21 protein-coding genes are annotated in these 16,364 nt (G+C 45.6%); 17 read left to right on the top strand and 4 right to left on the bottom strand.

Annotation, left to right across the window (positions count from 1 at the left end; genetic code table 11):
• Nucleotides 1-123: 123 nt before the first annotated feature.
• The 12 genes from K941_RS0108455 to K941_RS15290 all read left to right on the top strand — a co-directional run bounded on the left by K941_RS0108455 (nt 124) and on the right by K941_RS15290 (nt 12,143).
• A complete protein-coding gene (locus K941_RS0108455) occupies nt 124-1,311 on the top strand; it encodes an acetate/propionate family kinase (RefSeq protein ID WP_029103278.1) in 1,188 nt (395 codons plus the stop codon).
• 102 nt (nt 1,312-1,413) lie between these two features.
• The gene (gene pta, locus K941_RS0108450; protein ID WP_029103277.1) at nt 1,414-2,874 is read left to right on the top strand and encodes a phosphate acetyltransferase; all 1,461 of its coding nucleotides are present in this window, start codon (nt 1,414-1,416) and stop codon (nt 2,872-2,874) included.
• Nucleotides 2,875-3,182: 308 nt separating this feature from the next.
• Nucleotides 3,183-3,461, top strand: a complete 279-nt coding sequence (locus K941_RS0108440; protein ID WP_051225973.1) for a PspC domain-containing protein — start codon at nt 3,183-3,185, stop codon at nt 3,459-3,461.
• A gap of 131 nt (nt 3,462-3,592) precedes the next feature.
• A complete protein-coding gene (locus K941_RS0108435) occupies nt 3,593-4,633 on the top strand; it encodes a ParB/RepB/Spo0J family partition protein (RefSeq protein WP_029103275.1) in 1,041 nt (346 codons plus the stop codon).
• 34 nt (nt 4,634-4,667) lie between these two features.
• The gene (locus K941_RS0108430) at nt 4,668-5,345 is read left to right on the top strand and encodes a MotA/TolQ/ExbB proton channel family protein (protein WP_029103274.1); all 678 of its coding nucleotides are present in this window, start codon (nt 4,668-4,670) and stop codon (nt 5,343-5,345) included.
• Between the two features lie 21 nt (nt 5,346-5,366).
• On the top strand, nt 5,367-5,798 hold the full coding sequence (locus tag K941_RS0108425; protein WP_029103273.1) for an ExbD/TolR family protein: 432 nt from the start codon (nt 5,367-5,369) through the stop codon (nt 5,796-5,798).
• A gap of 69 nt (nt 5,799-5,867) precedes the next feature.
• A complete protein-coding gene (gene msbA, locus K941_RS0108420) occupies nt 5,868-7,646 on the top strand; it encodes a lipid A export permease/ATP-binding protein MsbA (protein WP_051225974.1) in 1,779 nt (592 codons plus the stop codon).
• Nucleotides 7,643-8,674 carry a tetraacyldisaccharide 4'-kinase gene (lpxK, locus tag K941_RS0108415; protein ID WP_029103271.1) on the top strand — a complete coding sequence of 344 codons (1,032 nt, stop codon included), beginning with the start codon at nt 7,643-7,645 and terminating at the stop codon, nt 8,672-8,674. The genes msbA and lpxK overlap by 4 nt, the downstream gene beginning before the upstream one ends.
• 88 nt (nt 8,675-8,762) lie before the next feature.
• Nucleotides 8,763-9,248 (top strand): acyl-CoA thioester hydrolase YciA, encoded by a 486-nt coding sequence (gene yciA / locus K941_RS0108410; protein WP_029103270.1) that lies wholly within the window; start codon nt 8,763-8,765, stop codon nt 9,246-9,248.
• 67 nt (nt 9,249-9,315) lie between these two features.
• Nucleotides 9,316-10,095 carry a 3-deoxy-manno-octulosonate cytidylyltransferase gene (gene kdsB, locus K941_RS0108405; RefSeq protein ID WP_036387942.1) on the top strand — a complete coding sequence of 260 codons (780 nt, stop codon included), beginning with the start codon at nt 9,316-9,318 and terminating at the stop codon, nt 10,093-10,095.
• Between the two features lies 1 nt (nt 10,096).
• Nucleotides 10,097-11,107 carry a DNA polymerase III subunit gene (locus tag K941_RS0108400; protein WP_029103268.1) on the top strand — a complete coding sequence of 337 codons (1,011 nt, stop codon included), beginning with the start codon at nt 10,097-10,099 and terminating at the stop codon, nt 11,105-11,107.
• Nucleotides 11,108-11,261: 154 nt separating this feature from the next.
• The gene (locus tag K941_RS15290) at nt 11,262-12,143 is read left to right on the top strand and encodes a DUF2272 domain-containing protein (protein ID WP_036387940.1); all 882 of its coding nucleotides are present in this window, start codon (nt 11,262-11,264) and stop codon (nt 12,141-12,143) included.
• Between the two features lie 66 nt (nt 12,144-12,209).
• Here K941_RS15290 and K941_RS17110 read toward each other — a convergent pair whose 3' ends face one another.
• The 3 genes from K941_RS17110 to K941_RS0108380 are packed head-to-tail and all read right to left on the bottom strand — an operon-like array spanning nt 12,210 to nt 12,971.
• Complete coding sequence (locus tag K941_RS17110; RefSeq protein WP_156892315.1) at nt 12,210-12,386, bottom strand: hypothetical protein; 177 nt, start codon at nt 12,384-12,386, stop codon at nt 12,210-12,212.
• A gap of 8 nt (nt 12,387-12,394) precedes the next feature.
• The gene (locus tag K941_RS0108385; RefSeq protein WP_208854368.1) at nt 12,395-12,673 is read right to left on the bottom strand and encodes an addiction module antidote protein; all 279 of its coding nucleotides are present in this window, start codon (nt 12,671-12,673) and stop codon (nt 12,395-12,397) included.
• On the bottom strand, nt 12,660-12,971 hold the full coding sequence (locus K941_RS0108380) for a type II toxin-antitoxin system RelE/ParE family toxin (RefSeq protein ID WP_029103266.1): 312 nt from the start codon (nt 12,969-12,971) through the stop codon (nt 12,660-12,662). The genes K941_RS0108385 and K941_RS0108380 overlap by 14 nt, the downstream gene beginning before the upstream one ends.
• A gap of 149 nt (nt 12,972-13,120) precedes the next feature.
• Between K941_RS0108380 and pheA the strand changes: the two genes are divergently transcribed.
• The 5 genes from pheA to K941_RS0108355 are packed head-to-tail and all read left to right on the top strand — an operon-like array spanning nt 13,121 to nt 15,869.
• Nucleotides 13,121-14,233, top strand: coding sequence for a prephenate dehydratase (gene pheA, locus K941_RS0108375; RefSeq protein WP_029103265.1), 1,113 nt, complete (start codon nt 13,121-13,123; stop codon nt 14,231-14,233).
• Nucleotides 14,230-14,535: an AbrB/MazE/SpoVT family DNA-binding domain-containing protein gene (locus tag K941_RS0108370; RefSeq protein WP_029103264.1), complete on the top strand. Its 306-nt coding sequence runs from the start codon at nt 14,230-14,232 to the stop codon at nt 14,533-14,535. The genes pheA and K941_RS0108370 overlap by 4 nt, the downstream gene beginning before the upstream one ends.
• On the top strand, nt 14,532-14,741 hold the full coding sequence (locus K941_RS0108365) for a PIN domain-containing protein (RefSeq protein WP_029103263.1): 210 nt from the start codon (nt 14,532-14,534) through the stop codon (nt 14,739-14,741). Before K941_RS0108370 ends, K941_RS0108365 begins: the two co-directional genes overlap by 4 nt.
• Before the next feature lie 32 nt (nt 14,742-14,773).
• Nucleotides 14,774-14,953, top strand: coding sequence for a PIN domain-containing protein (locus tag K941_RS0108360; RefSeq protein ID WP_029103262.1), 180 nt, complete (start codon nt 14,774-14,776; stop codon nt 14,951-14,953).
• Entirely contained in the window at nt 14,946-15,869 is a 924-nt protein-coding gene (locus K941_RS0108355) for a prephenate dehydrogenase/arogenate dehydrogenase family protein (protein WP_036387938.1), read from the top strand. The genes K941_RS0108360 and K941_RS0108355 overlap by 8 nt, the downstream gene beginning before the upstream one ends.
• A 293-nt stretch (nt 15,870-16,162) precedes the next feature.
• Here K941_RS0108355 and K941_RS17515 read toward each other — a convergent pair.
• On the bottom strand, nt 16,163-16,364 hold a 202-nt coding region (locus K941_RS17515), incomplete at its 5' end, for a hypothetical protein (RefSeq protein ID WP_036387936.1).

Genomic DNA, 16,364 nt, shown 5'->3' with positions numbered 1-16,364 from the left:
AAACCAAAGCTGACCACTTTGCAATGCGTGAATGTATGGCGTTTTGGCAAATCATGCTTTTGTCAAAGCCCATTTTGTGTTATAATCATCTCTGTATCTTTTTCATTCCAATAAGGAAAGCTTATGTCTCTAACCAATCCCACCTTAGTGCTAAACTGTGGCTCATCATCCATCAAATACGCCCTTATCAGCGAAGATGGCAACACTCGCATTGAGGGTCTTGCCGAAGCGTTGGGCAATCCTGATGCCCGTATCAAGCACAAAAACCTAGACGGCTCAAAAGTAGAAATCAATATCCCAAATTCAGGGGCTCATACCGAAGCCTTGCAAATCATCCTAGGCGAGCTTATTGCCGAGCATAAGCCTGTGGCGGTGGGTCATCGTGTGGTACACGGTGGCGACAAATTCAAATCAGCAACTGTCATTACCCCAGAAGTGCTAGCAACCATCGAAGAGCTGGCAAGCCTTGCCCCACTTCACAATCCTGCCAATGCGTCTGGCATTAAGGCGATTAACGCCATTTATCCTGACCTGCCCCAAGTGGCGATTTTTGACACGGCATTTCACCAAACCATGCCTGCACACGCTTACCGCTACGCCATTCCAAAAGAGCTGTACACCGAACACCAAATCCGCCGTTATGGCTTTCATGGCACATCGCACAACTACGTCTCAAACCGTGCCAACACGCTAAGCGGTCAAGATAGCAAGACAGGTTGGCTTGTGGCTCACCTAGGTAACGGCTGTTCGGCAACAGCAGTATATGACGGTCAAAGTCTAGATACATCTATGGGTCTGACCCCACTAGAGGGTCTGATGATGGGTACTCGCTCAGGCGACATTGACCCAAGCATTCACTTGCATTTGCACCGCACTTTGGGTCTGTCTATCCAAGAGATTGATACTTTGCTTAACAAAAAGAGCGGTCTGTTGGGCGTGTCGGGCGTGTCTAACGACATGCGTAACCTAGAACAAGCCGACAAAGAGGGTAATGCTGATGCCACGCTCGCCCTTGATATGTTTGCTTACCGTGTTGCCAAATACTTGCTTGGCTTGACCGCAGGTTTGCCAGTATTGACGGGCATTGCCTTTACAGGCGGTGTGGGCGAGAATGGTGCGGACATGCGTGCTAAGATTGTGAGTCACTTAAAGCATTTGGGCGTGCAAATTGACACCGCCAAAAATGCCGAGCTGTTCCGTGGGGCAGAGGGCAGTTTCCATGCGGAAGGGTCGGCTGTTGAGCTATGGGTTATCCCAACAGACGAAGAATTCCAAATCGCCAGCGAGTCTCGTGCGGTACTAGGATTGTAAATAAAAAGAAAAGCTGGGCTAAGGTCTGGCTTTTCTTAAAATAACCATTGTTAAAAAGTGGTAAATTTAAAAATCTTACTAATAAATCGATAAAGGTAACTTATGAAAACATTATTACTCATCCCCACCACCAGCCAAATCAACATGCAAACGTTGGCTCAAAATGTTGCAAGCCTAGTCGGTGGCGAGATTGTCGCCATTCCAAGCCATGATGAGTTGGTCAGTGCCATTAGCGACAACAACCTTGATGACTTACTAGAAACCGTCATCGCCAAACAATCCGCCCCCGTGAGCGTGGTGGTGGGTGTGCTTGCTGATGAAAGCCGTCCTTATGCCAACCGTGTAAACCGTGAGTTGGGAACAGGTTTTGATGCGGACGTGATTTTGGTGGGCGATAATGACGTGCGTTTGCCTGTATTTGCGTCTGTGTTTGGCGGTATCAAAGGCGAGCGTATTTGGGGCGTGATTGGCACAGCCGAACTGTCAGGCAAGGTGCAAGTGGTGGCACGCACTGACAAAGGTGGTCATCTGTCTGAGATTGACGGTGGGGCATTTGAAAGCTACAAAACGTCCGAGCGTACACAAAAGCTGTCGCCCTATGCGTTTCGTAACCAAGTGGTTCGCCTTGCCCAAAACGCCAAAAAACGCATCGTTCTACCCGAAGGCGATGAGCCACGCACCATTGAAGCGGCGGCGATTTGCCAAAGTCGTGGCATTGCCCAATGCGTGCTGTTGGGCGACCCTGCCAAAATCCGTGCGGTGGCGGACGAGCGTGGCGTAACCTTGCCCGATGATATTGAAATCATCGAGCCATCTACCGTCAGCGAAAAATACGTCGCCCCCATGGTAGAACGCCGTAAGGGTAAACTGGACGAAGCAGGAGCAAGAGAGGCTCTACAAGACACCGTGTATCTAGGCACGATGATGCTACAAGTGGGCGACGTAGACGGCTTAGTGTCAGGTGCGGTACACACGACAGCCGACACCATTCGCCCAGCGTTCCAGCTTATTAAAACCGCCCCAGAGTATAGCCTAGTATCTAGCGTGTTCTTTATGCTACTGCCCGAGCAAGTGGTCGTCTATGGCGACTGTGCGGTAAACCCCAACCCAACCGCCGAACAGCTTGCCGAGATTGCCATCCAGTCCGCCGAGTCTGCCAAAGCGTTTGGCATTGACCCCAAAGTTGCCTTGATTAGCTACTCTACCATGAATTCAGGTTCAGGCCCTGATGTGGATACGGTCAAAGGTGCGTTAGAGATTGTCCGTGAAAAAGCCCCCGAGCTAAAAGTGGACGGTCCCTTACAATTTGACGCAGCGTCTGTGCCAAGCGTGGGCAAACAAAAAGCCCCAAATTCAGCCGTGGCAGGCAAAGCCAACGTGTTTATTTTCCCTGATTTGAACACAGGCAACACCACTTATAAAGCCGTACAACGTACCGCAGGCGTGATTAGTGTGGGCCCTATGCTACAAGGTCTAAACAAGCCTGTAAATGACTTGTCTCGTGGCTGTTTGGTAGATGACATTGTTTATACCATTGCTTTGACAGCGATTCAAGCGGTGTAAATTTGTCATATTTACAACAAATAGGGCGTGCCTGCCTTTGGTATTTGCAATGAAAAACAAGATTTAGCCATTTTTCATGCAAAAATTGATTTAAAATGTAAAATTTTTATCTTATTTTTACAAAAATGTTATCAATGGTAGGCACGCCCTAATAAGAGCGGTTTTTTCCGCTCTTTTATTTTATCAATGTAAAGTTTTGCAAAAGGGCATTGTATTTACCCAAAAAAGTATTATTAAAAAAGTGTTATGTTTAAATTGTTTTAATGCAAATTTTAATTTATACAAATTTTAAAAGGTAAAGATAACCTATGACCCATCATACCAGCCCTGACCATGCTAGACTTACACGCACTAAACCCAAACTTATCCGCTTACACCGTTCAAAACGTCATCGCCTGATGGCAGGGGTGTTTGGCGGTATTGTCGAATACATGGGGTGGTCGCCTGCGGTGCTACGATGGCTGTTTGTGCTGTCTATTCCACTGACGGCAACGGTGACGTTGTTTGGTGGGATTTTGTTTTATATTATCATGTGGCTCATCATGCCCGAAGCGAGCGATGAGTCTTATATTTATGAGTCATATTAATTTTGAATTTACCCCTTACCCAAAGACAACTTTGGGTATTTTTACGACAAAAAGTATGCTTAGCCTTTAACATGAGATGTTATTTGTGGTAAAATACCCTGCTATTTTCTGTAACACTGGTGTAAATGGGTATGACAAAAAAGCGTGGGCTTGGCACGAAACGTGGCTTAGAAGCCTTGATGGGCAACATTAAACGAGAAAGAGATTTGACCGCAGAAGCCATCATGCCGACAGCGGAATCTGCTCCTGCCCCCAAGTCAGCCAGCCCCCAAAAAACTGGCACAAAAGCCAATGCCGACAAAAGTACCGCCCAAGTAGCCAGCAAATCTGCCAAGACCACCCAGTCTCAGCCTACCCAAGATAGTGAACAGGTTACGCTCATTCAAATCGACCCTGCCAGATTGCAATCAGGCAAATATCAGCCCAGACGAGACATTAAAGAAGAAGCCTTGCAGGAGCTTGCCGAATCGGTACGTCAGCATGGGGTCATGCAACCCATCGTTATCCGTCCTTTGTTAGACGGTGAGAGTAAGGCGGATGGCATTACCCATGAGATTATCGCAGGTGAGCGACGTTGGCGAGCCGCCAAACTGGCAGGGCTTACCACCATTCCTGCCATCGAGCGTGTGCTGTCTGATGAAGTGGCGATTGCCTTGGCACTCATTGAGAACATCCAGCGTGAAGACTTGACGGTATTAGAGCAGGCGGCGGCGTTGGAGAGGTTTCATACCGAGTTTGGCATGAGTCATGCGATGATTGCTGATGTTGTGGGTAAGGCACGCACGACCGTATCCAACCTGCTACGCCTTAACGCCTTGCATGATGAAGTCAAGGCGTTTATGATGGACAACCTGCTTGACATGGGTCATGCTCGCACTTTGCTGTCTTTGTCCAAAGACCAACAGCCCATCATCGCCAAAAAAATCATTCATGCGGACATGACGGTGCGTGAAGCAGAAAAACTGGTCAAGTCTATCTTGCACCCCGAGCCAAAGGCAGTCTTAGTCAATAGTCGTGAAGTCATCGCCCTAAACCAGAAGCTCTCGGACGCATTGGGGGCGACGGTCAAACTAAAACAAGGCAAAGATGGCAAGGGTAGCGTGGAGATATTTTTTCATAGCCATGATGAGCTAAGTGGGCTGATGGCACAGCTTGGCGTGGCAAAGTCTTGATGTTTTAATTAATAATTGTGTAACGGTGTAAATTATGTGGGAACTTGTCAAAGCGGGCGGTTGGCTGATGTTGCCAATCATCGTATGTTCTATTGTGGCACTGGTCATTATCATCGAGCGTGGCAAAGTGTTACGCATGGGTTTGCTTGCTCCGAGCGGACTTAGAGAACAGCTGATTAGCCAGTTACGCACCAAAGGTGATATCAATAAAAACACTTTGCTTACCATCAAAGGCGAGTCACCATTGGGCGATATTTTGGCAACGGGACTCTTGTATCGCCAGTATGGACTGGACAGTATGACCATGCACATGCAAAACCGTGCCAGCGTACAGATTCATACCTTAGAGAAGAACATTAACATGCTCGGTACGATTGGGGCGATTGCACCGCTTTTGGGTCTGTTAGGGACAGTACTGGGTATCATCATCTCATTTTTGGCAGTAACAGACGGCTCCATGCAAGACCCTGCCATGCTCGCAGGTGGTGTCTCTCAGGCTTTGATTACGACCGCAGGCGGTATGTTTGTCGCCATTCCTGCTCTGATGGCGTATCGTTATTTCCAAAGACGTATTGTGGATATTAATGCCAAATTTGAAAGCGAAGCGGGGCTACTCATCCAAGAGATGTATGATTATGGGCTGATGAAAGATGGTTCGCAAAAAGAGCCAATCCTAGCCAGCGAGCCTGTCGCCTGCCCCCAACACCAATAGCAGTCATAGCCGAGTATCGCCATGAGATTTCGTAAACCAACCGTTGAGCCTTTGGAAATCAATCTGACCCCCATGATTGATTGCTTGCTGTTTTTGATTGTATTTTTGCTGATGGCGACGACCTTTAATCATTTTAGTCGCATTAACATCGTCCTGCCCGAAGCCGAAGGCGTGGCAGTGACCAATGAAGGCAAACAGATAGAGGTGACGGTACAAAAAGACGGTACTTATTTGGTTAATGGGCTTGCCTTAGGGTCTAGTACCGAAGCTGAGCTCATTAACATGCTCCAAAAAGAAGCGGGCAGTAACCGCAAACAACTGTTTGTCATCGCAGCCGATGCCGAAGCATCACACCAAGCGGTGGTGCGTGTCATGGATGTGGCAGGTAAAATGGGCTTTTTAAACCTAAACATTAGCACCGTCGTGCCAGCACCACAAAGCAGTAGTAAGTAATCGCACGATTTATGCGGTGCGATGTGGCATTTTGTGTTAAAATGCCACAAAACTTTTCTTTTAAAAATCATGTCAAAACCTACCCCCCAAACCAACTTTGACCCCAATGATAAATTGGCGGTCTTTTTGCGTCTGATGTCCTACCTAAAACCTTACTGGTGGGCGGCGATTTTTATGGCGATTGGTATGGTGCTAAGTGCAGGCTCTGAGGTTGCCAGTGCCAAGCTCTTTGAGTTTATTATTGATGCCATTAACAATGATGATGAAAAAGGCAAATTTTGGTTTCCGTTTTTGGTAATCGCTCTGTTTTTCTTTCGGGGGGTTGGGGCGTTTTTGGGGGGATATTATTCGGCGTATATCTCTCGTAATCTTGTCTATCATTTGCGTGTGGCGGTGTTTGAAAAGCTGTTACGTTTGCCGTCTGATTTTTATCTAAAAAACCCTGCTGGCACCATCTCATCCAAACTTATCTTTGATGTGGAGCAAGTTACCGCAGGCAGTAACGAGGCGATTACCACGCTACTCAAAGAAGGTTTGACGGTCATTGCGTTGTTTGGTTATCTGTTTTATAGCAACTGGCGACTTACGCTTGTTTTGATGATAGTCGTGCCACCGATTTTTTGGATTATCAAAAAGGTCTCCAAAAAATTTGCCATGCTCTCGACAGGCATCCAAGAGAGCATGAGTGCGGTAAGCCATATCACCAATGAAGCGGTGGCGGGCTATCAAGTCGTCAAAAACTATGGCGGACAGGCGTATGAAGCGAATAGGTTTAATGAGGCAAGCCTAGACAACCTACAAAAAGGCATGAAAATCACCGTGCTTGCCGCCATTAACTCGCCACTCATTCAGCTACTGATGGCGACAGGGATGTGTTTTGTGGTATGGTTGTCGCTACGTCCTGAAGTGCTTGGGGGCATGACGGCAGGGCAGTTTGCATCATTTCTTATCGCCGCAGGATTGCTTGCCCGTCCTGTCAAAGCCTTGACTGATGTCAATCAAAAGTTGCAACGAGGCTTGGCAGGGGGTGCGTCTGTGTTTAAACTGTTAGACACGCCCGAGGAGCGTGATACAGGCACGCTAACGCCCGTCATTCATGGTAATATTCGTTTTGATGATGTGAGCTTGACTTATGAGAGTGGCACGCAGGCGATAAAGAGCTTTAACCTTGACATTAAGGCAGGCGAGACGGTGGCAGTGGTTGGGCGGTCAGGCTCAGGTAAGACCACGCTGGTGAACTTACTTACTCGTTCACTCACGCCGACATCAGGGCAGATATTGATAGATGGCACGCCCATTGATGAGATTAAATTATCATCTTTGCGTGAACAGATTGCCATGGTCAATCAGCAGGTGACGCTGTTTTTGGATACGGTCGCTCATAACATCGCTTATGGGGCATTATCTGCCAGATCCCGTGATGACATCATACAAGCAAGCAAATCGGCTTATGCTCATGATTTTATTATGGATTTGCCAAATGGCTATGACAGCTTTATCGGTTCGGACGGTTTGCAGTTGTCAGGCGGACAACGCCAACGACTCTCCATCGCACGGGCGTTATTAAAAGATGCACCAATTTTGATATTGGATGAAGCCACATCTGCCCTAGACAACGAAAGTGAGTATTATATCCAAAAGGCGTTGGAGTCCGTCATGCACGGTCGTACCACGCTTGTCATCGCTCATCGTTTATCTACCATTGCCAACGCCGACCGTATCATCGTCATGGATAAAGGGCAAATCGTGGAAATCGGCACGCATGACGAGCTGTTTGCCAAAGGCGGTATGTATCGCACCATGTACGAACGCACCTTTGATGAGCAAAGCGAGCAGGGTAAGGCATGAAAAACCTAGAACTTCTCATCACAAAGGCATGGCAGGACAACTCCCCCATGCTTGCCATACTTGCCCCGTTGTCCGCTCTGTATGGCGTGATGGGGCGTGTGCGTAAGTCCTTGTATGATAATGATAAACTTGCCAAATACCACGCTCCCATTCCTGTCATGATAATTGGCAATATCACGGTGGGCGGTAGTGGAAAAACTCCGCTTATCATCGCCCTTGTCAAGTATTTACAAGGCAAAGGTGTAAACGTGGGCGTGATAAGTCGGGGCTATGGGCGGGTGGACAGTCGCCCTGCGTTGGTTCGTGAAGGTAGTACCCCCAAAGAAGTGGGCGATGAGCCGTGCCTGATTGTCCAAAGCACAAACGTGCCAATGGCGGTGGGGGCAAATCGTGGTGGGGCGATTGAGATTTTGCTTGAAAATTCCCCAAACCTACAACTCATCATCAGCGATGACGGACTACAACACTACGCCCTACACCGAGATGTAGAATGGATAGTTGTGGACGGTGTGCGTGGGTTTGGTAATGAGAAGTTATTCCCACAAGGCTTTTTGCGTGAACCGTTTGATCGCCTAAATGGTGCGACTGTGATTTATCATGATAGCCGAGCCGAGCAGTATGATGATAATGCCCTTTTAATGCACTTAGCCCCAAACAATCCCATGCCACTTTTGGGAAATGACAAATCGGTAAATGATAAAACTTTACCACCCCAAAAAGTCTATGCCCTAAGCGGTATCGGCTATCCGACTCGTTTTTTTAAAACGTTAAATGAGCTTGGTTTTGACGTGGTGGAGCGTGCTTTTGGCGATCATCATGATTTTAGCCTTGATGATTTGACCGATTTGACTGATTTGCCAATCATCACAACCAGTAAAGACGCGGTTAAATTGCGTGAACTTGCCAGCACATACCCAAACCATGCGGTATTTGATAACATTTGGGTATTACCTGTACAGGCGGTGTTGTCGGAAAGTGTTTATGGGGAAATGGATAGGGTGCTTTTAGGATTGGTTAATGTTGCTTGATTTCTTTGGCTAAACATCCTTAATTAAATCTTTGTAAGTACATCATTTAAAATCACAAACAACATTTTATAGATTAAGAGGTAATCTCATGACAAATGAAATCAAACAGGCTCCGCAAGGTAGTCTTGTTATGCGAACTTTGGCAATGCCTGCTGACACTAATGCTAATGGCGATATTTTTGGTGGTTGGATTATGTCGCAGATGGATTTGGGCGGAGCGATTCTTGCCAAAGAAATTGCCAAAGGACGAGTGGTAACGGTGTCGGTGGATAAAATGGTATTTTTACGCCCTGTGTCGGTGGGTGATGTTGTGTGTTGTTATGGGCAATGCACTCGTGTGGGCAATTCATCTTTGGAAGTCAAAGTGGAAGTATGGCGAAAACAAGTTAAGGACGGCTCAGGTAATCACGAATGTGTAACCGAAGCGGTGTTTACCTTTGTTGCTATTGATGAGAATGGTAAATCTCGCCCCATTCCCAAAGAAAACAATCCTGAACTTGATTATGCACTTGGTTTAATCAATGGCACAATTATCCTAAAAGAGCCTAATACTGGCAATATTTTGTTTTTGTAATTTTTTATTGATCGCTCATGTCGTATTTTAAAGGTTTAATTCATCAAAACAGCCCAATGGAACAATCATGATAACCCAACCAAAAACCCACATCATTATCCCTGCCCGCTACAAATCCACCCGCCTACCTGCCAAGCCACTTTTGGACATTCACGGTAAGCCGATGATTCTATGGACAGCCCAAAAAGCCCTGCAAGCGACTTTTGCCGACAGCGTGTGTGTGGCAACGGACGATGAGCGGATTTTTGCGGTGTGTGAGTGTGCGGGCGTGCCTGTGGTGATGACGGGTGAGCATGCATCAGGCACGGACAGACTGGGCGAGGTGGCGGAAATTCTAGGCTTGGCGGATGATGACATTGTCATTAATATGCAAGGCGATGAACCGCTTGTACCGCCTGTACTGCTAGAACAAGCCAAAAATCTTTTGGTGGAGAATTCTGACTGTGTCATGGCGACTTTGTGTGAAGTGATTGATAATTATGATGATTTTTATAAAAATTCGGTGGTAAAAGTCGTCCACGCTCGCCAGAATGCCTTGTATTTTAGCCGTAGCCCCATGCCGTACGACAGAGATGCTCATTTGACAGGCGAGCTTGGCGAGAGACCAAAAAACGCCTATCGTCATTTGGGGCTTTATGCGTATCGGGTCAAATTATTAAAGGAATTTGGCACATGGGAGCAGGGCGTATTGGAACGCTTGGAGAGTTTAGAACAGCTTCGCATTTTAGAAAATGGACAAAAAATCGCCATAGACATCGCCAAAGTCGCCTTACCGCTTGGGGTGGACACGCAGGAAGACTTGGATGGGCTAAATGCCCTGCCGATTGATGAGTTTTTAAAATTCTGATATGAACGAACAAGAACAGTTGCCCTATTTTGCTCCATTATTGCCTTGGCAAGCACAGGCTTGGGAGCAGGTGGTTGGTCAGTTTTATGACGGTAAATTACCGCATGGGCTGTTGGCGTGTGGTATGGCAGGCATTGGCAAGCGTGAATTTGTGTGGCGGTTTGTGGCGTGGCTACTGTGCCAAAACAAGGGTGAGCAGGGGGCGTGTGGGGCGTGCGATAGCTGTCATTGGCTCATGGCGGGGACGCACCCTGACGTCATGGTGCTACCGTCTGAGAGCTTGCCTACGTCTGATGATAGTGAACGCTCGTCCATTAAGATTGATGACGTGCGAGCCTTGCAGGAGTATAGCCACGTCAAGGGACATGGCGTTCGGCTCATCGTGCTAGATGATGCCGACAGTCTCACGATTGGGGCGAGCAATGCCCTGCTAAAAACCTTAGAAGAGCCACGGGCAGGCGTGCATTTGATACTCATCAGCGACAACCCTGCCAAACTCATGCCTACGATAAAAAGCCGTGTGCAAGCCCTACCGCTTGGGGCTGTTGCTCATGATGTGGCGTTGGCTTATGTAGGTGGAGTGTTGGGCGATGAGAGTCTTGCCAGACTTGCCCTGACACTCACCGACGGGGCGGTATTAAAGGCGGTGGATTTGCCAAAGGCGGTGTGGTTTGACAAGCGTGCATTATGGCTAAAAACATGGCTTACCCTAAGGCACGGCGAGCGGTCGGCGGTGAGTGCCAGCGACTACTGGCAGGGCGTGATGAGTTTTGCTGATTTTGCCGTTTTGACACGGCTTATGCTTATGGACGTGGTGCGAGTGGGGCTTGGGCTTGATAGCATTCATACCGACATGGATGTGGCAGGGCTGATAAATGGGGCGGACAATCTAAGCCTTGATAAGGTAGAAAATTTTTTAGCAAGCCTTGATGACATGGCGGTGGCGGTTGGGCAAAACGTGCAGGACAAAATGGCGTATGATGAGCTGTTTTGTCGCTTGGTGGATTTGTAACGCTTGGTTTGCGATTGTAGGGGGAAAATTATATTTTCCTTTTACATATCAATCACTTGCATAAAGTTGGGAATGGGGTGGGAATATATTTGTCTTGCTTTTTAAAACCCCCATTTAATGATAAAATAAATTTCCTTGTAAAAAACTAAATCCCATGCCAAAACTTCTACCCCTACTCTGCACCGCCTTAGCCTTATCTGCTTGCGTGAGTACGCACGCCCCACAGGGTAATCCGCAAGGTAATTTGTGGCAATCGCCCACGCCCATATTTGCCCCAAATGCCCCAAAAGCCGAACGTATCGCCCAAATCGCCCTGCGTGAACACAAGGCATGGGGCGAGCCGTTTATCACCACAAACGGGCAAATCGCCAAATACAGCCATTACGAATCCGAAAACGCACGCCTGACAGACGGCTCACGAGCGTGGGAGCGTGTGGTGGCGTATTGGCGTGATAGTGGGGCGTTGGCACGGCTTGATAGGGCGTTGCCTTATGAGCGTTGCGACAAGGCGGATAAGGGCGAGAACGCCAGCACCAACATTTACCGAGCCTTTGTGAGTGATGTGGCATGGTCGGCAGGCTTTGTGTCGTATGTGATGAGACAGGCGGACGTGGATTTTTATGTGTCGCCACGCCATTTTGATTATATCGCCACATCTTGGCAGGGTGTGGGCGATTATCGCACGAAAGACCCTGCAGTGCACCCCCTAAAACAGGGCGATATGCTGTGCTATGTGCGAAGTTATGGGCGTGAGTTGATTGGTAGTTATCGGCAGTTGGACGAGTATTTGGCGGAGGGTGGGCGTGGCTTGCCTGCTCATTGTGATATTGTGGTTAAGACCGATAAGGAAAATCGTGAAATTTGGCTCATCGGCGGTAATGTACTACATACCGTCATGCTACGCAAAATGCCTATGGACGATGACGGCAAGGCGATATTGCCAGTCCCAAGCGAGATAGAATGTAGTCCCAATCATGAAATGGCGTGTAACTTTAATCGGCAAAATTGGGTGGTGGCGTTGGTGTTGCAGGAGTAAATCAAATAACCATTTTAACATTTGGATGTGTAGGGGCGAATCACATTCGCCCAACCGTATTATTTTTTAAATTTCTTTGGGTGTATTATTCGTATTATCTTTAATCGGTTTACTTAATGCCAATAAAGCAGTTAATTCATCATTGGCTTTTCTGTCATTTTCTAATAATGCTATAAGGTTTTTGCCATCAGCTTTACCTATTTGCCATATCAATTTTTGGGGTGCAGATTTATTATTTGTCATCGTTTAAATTAAGCATAAGCAAAGTTGGATTGGATTTTTAAAGCGTGTATGATTTTATGTACGGTCGCCCATGTTGGTTGTGTTTGTCCTTTTATGGTTTTATATAGGCTTTCACGATTTAGCCCTGTTAATTTAGCAACTTCTGCAACGCCTTTTTTCTCTATCAAATGCGATAAGGCGGTAACAAATAATTGTGGATCATCGTCATTAAAGCAATCACTTAAATAATCCAAAATCTCATCATCACTTTCAAAATAGTCAAATGCGTTAAATTTACTGGTTTTCATTGTTATTCTCCCAAGTTTTTGCAATTTCTTTGGCTTTGATAAGATCAGCTTGTTGGGTCGATTTATCTCCGCCTGATAATACTAAAATAAAAGTTTCGCCTTTTTGTATGGCGTACACTCTAATGCCAACATTGACATGAATGCGAAGTTCAAAAACACCTTCGCCAACATTATCAATATCGCCAAAATGCCCCATTTCAAGTCGCAACAAACGGCTAATGACTGCCTTTTTGGCGATTGGGTTTTTGAGTGATTTTAACCATTCATCAAACTGTTCTGTCTTTTCAATCGTAAACATAAAATTACTCTTTTTGAGTATTGTAGCCTGTAAGCTACAAAATTACAAGCTAGCATTTCAATTTTTTTCAAAACCCCAAAAAACATTTGCCCAAACCCCCAATCTTCATGTATCATTAACCTATTTTTAGCACACAAAAAAGGGCAGACATGAGCAAGCAAACCCCCAAAGCCAACCTAGACACCAACCAAATTACCGATTTGCGTGGCAAGATTGACAGTATTGATGAGCAAATTCAACGACTTATCAACGAGCGAGCCAGCATCGCCCAGCAGGTCGCCATTGCCAAAAAGAACCACGAAAATCACCCCATTTTTTATCGCCCCGAACGTGAAGCCCAAGTGTTAAAGGCGGTAATGGCAAGAAACACAGGCCCGCTATCGGGCGAGAAAATGGCACGCCTGTTTCGGGAGATTATGTCGGTGTGCCTAGAACTTGAAGCCCCACAAAAGGTCGCCTTTTTGGGGCCTGTTGGTACGTTTACCCATGCCGCTGCCCTAAAACATTTTGGTAAGGCAGCGACAACCGTACCGCTTGCCACGATTACCGATGTCTTTCGTGAAGTGGAGGCAGGCTCTGCCATGTATGGCGTGGTGCCTGTGGAGAACTCGTCTGAGGGCGTGGTCAATCATACGCTAGACGCATTTTTGGGGTCAAGCCTAAAAATCATCGGCGAGGTGGAACTGCCCATTCATCACAACTTTTTGGTGGCAGAACACACCAAAGTGGACAGCCTAAGCCGCATTTATAGCCACCAGCAGTCGCTTGCCCAGTGCCGTCACTGGCTTGATGTCAATTTCCCCAACGTAGAGCGTGTGGCGGTGTCAAGCAATGGAGAGGCGGCAAAACGCCTACAAAACGAATGGCACTCAGCAGCGATTGCAGGCGATGTGGCGGTGGCAGAATACGGCTTGCATAAACTTTTTGAGAACATTGAGGACAATCCCAACAATACCACTCGCTTTCTTATCATCGGGCGTGAAGCGGTCGCCCCAAGCGGGCAGGACAAAACGTCCATAGTTGTATCAAGCCCCGACCGTGCAGGGGCGTTGATTGAGCTACTAGAACCACTCAAAAAACACGGCGTGTCGATGACCAGTATTGAGACCCGCCCAGAGCGTCCGAACAAATGGGCATATGTGTTCTTTATTGACATGACAGGGCATATCGCTGACGACAACGTCAAAAACGCCATTGATGACATCGCCAAAATCGCCAAAGATGTGCGGGTATTGGGGTCATATCCAAAGGCGGTGATTTGATTTATAAATTTAAATTTTGGAGTAAAAAAATGATAACTGCAACCGTATCAACCAATGAATATGGGCAAATTACTTTCCCTGCTTGGTTTTTTGAAAAAATTGGGGTAAAACAAGGTTCGCCATTAACCATCAATTTTGATGAAAATGGTAGAAGTGTTGAATTTTTATTGCCTAATACTTCTAATGACGAACAAGACGAAACCAAGCCAGAATTTAAATCAGGTTTTGGAATGGTAAAAACGCATTTGTCTGCAAAAGATTTGGATGTTGATGTGGCACAATTTGCACGAGATATTTTATGATTGGCTTGGATACTAATATTTTGGCTCGTTATTATGTGGAAACAACAGATAATGACATTAAGACCAAAAAGCAAAGAGAGCTTTCTAAATATATTATAGAAAACTCTCCAAATCTGTTTGTTTCCAATACAGTCATTATTGAATTTGAGTGGACATTGCGTGCTGTTTGTAAATATGATTTGCAAACCATTATAATCATTTATTGACCTTACCTAATATCCAGTTTGAAAATAAAGTAATGGTACAAAAAGCCATTTTGTTTGCCAAAGCAGGTATAGAATTTACAGACGCTTTTCATCTGGCGAGTTATCAAAATTGTAATTTGGTTTATTCTTTTGATGATAAAGGTTTTGCCAAAAAAGTGGCTAAAAATCAATTTTTGCCAAGTGTAATTATTCCAAGTGAATACTATGTTTAACAATATTCTTATCATCGGCTTAGGCTTAATTGGCGGTAGTATTTTACAAGGGATTATTGACAATCGCCTTGCCGATAATCTATACGCCATAGATTTTGATAAATCGGTGATTGATAATGCCATTGATGATAAGTTAATTACAAATGGCGATAATGAGTTATTAACTCTGGCACGGACAGACGTATTAAAAGATTGTGAATGTATTATCATCGCTGTGCCTGCTTTTGCGGTGAAAAATATTTTAGAACAAATCAAAACCGCCATTAGCCATAAATTACTACCAAGCGATGTGATCATCAGCGATACCGCCAGCACCAAAGGCAATATTTTAAAAGACGCTTTTGCTGTTTTTGGCAAATTACCGCCCAATTTGGTACTGGCCCACCCCATTGCAGGGGCGGAAAAGTCAGGCTTTATGGCAAGAAATGGGGCGTTGTTTAAATCGCATAAGCTGATTATTTGTCCGCACGACTTTAATCATCAAAATACCGTTGATAAAATCGCCACGCTTTGGCAAGCACTTGGGGCGAGTGTGGATTTTATGCCAGCAGATAAACACGATGAAGTTTTAGCATTAACCAGCCACCTGCCCCATTTGCTCTCCTATGCTTTGACTTTTCAGCTTGCCAAAGATGAAGAAAGTCTCAATATTTTTCGCTATGCGGGCGGGGGTTTTCGGGATTTTAGCCGTATTTCGGCAAGTAGCCCGATTATGTGGCACGATATTTTTTTGGCAAATAAACAGGCGGTGTTAAAAGGATTGGATAATTATCAAACCATTTTAAATCAATTAAAATCCGCCATTGAAAATGACAATTCCGATGATTTATTAGAAACTTTTGAAATTGCCAAAAACGCTCGGGAACATTTTGGGCGGTTGTTGGTGGAGAAAGAGAAGTTAAAAAATAGTTCGTAGAGTATGTAAAGTTTGTAAGGTGCGTATTACGCACCAAATATAAAAAATGATGCGTAACAAACAAAACAAGATTATTTTTTAAACTTATTTTTTACATAATTGACACCGATACTGGCAAAAACAAATATCACAATAAGTTTAATAATTGTCATAATGTCCATAAATAAACTCACTTTTTGGTTGAATTAAAAATAGCATTGCCAATATATAAAATAGACTTCCTGCAAAACTAGGTTTTCCGTTCGCCCCGAGCTTGTTGAGGGGTGGCGGAAAACCGTTATGGTTCGACAAGCTCACCACGAACGGTTTTCCTTATTTTTGGGTTTTGCAAGAAGCCTAATAAAGCAATACAATAAAAATGCTCCAAAAATATCAGTCATTCCAGATGAAATCATTCCACGACTGAGCATTTGAACAGCATTTAGGTTTAAAATAATTGCCAATATTAACGATACAATAGGTATCCAAATTGGAAACTTTTTACGATTATTTGAC

Source organism: Moraxella caprae DSM 19149 (assembly GCF_000426885.1).
In the GTDB taxonomy this organism is placed as follows: domain Bacteria; phylum Pseudomonadota; class Gammaproteobacteria; order Pseudomonadales; family Moraxellaceae; genus Moraxella; species Moraxella caprae.
The sequence above is the reverse complement of the archived record's forward strand: the minus strand, read 5'-3'. Positions and strand labels throughout refer to the sequence as shown.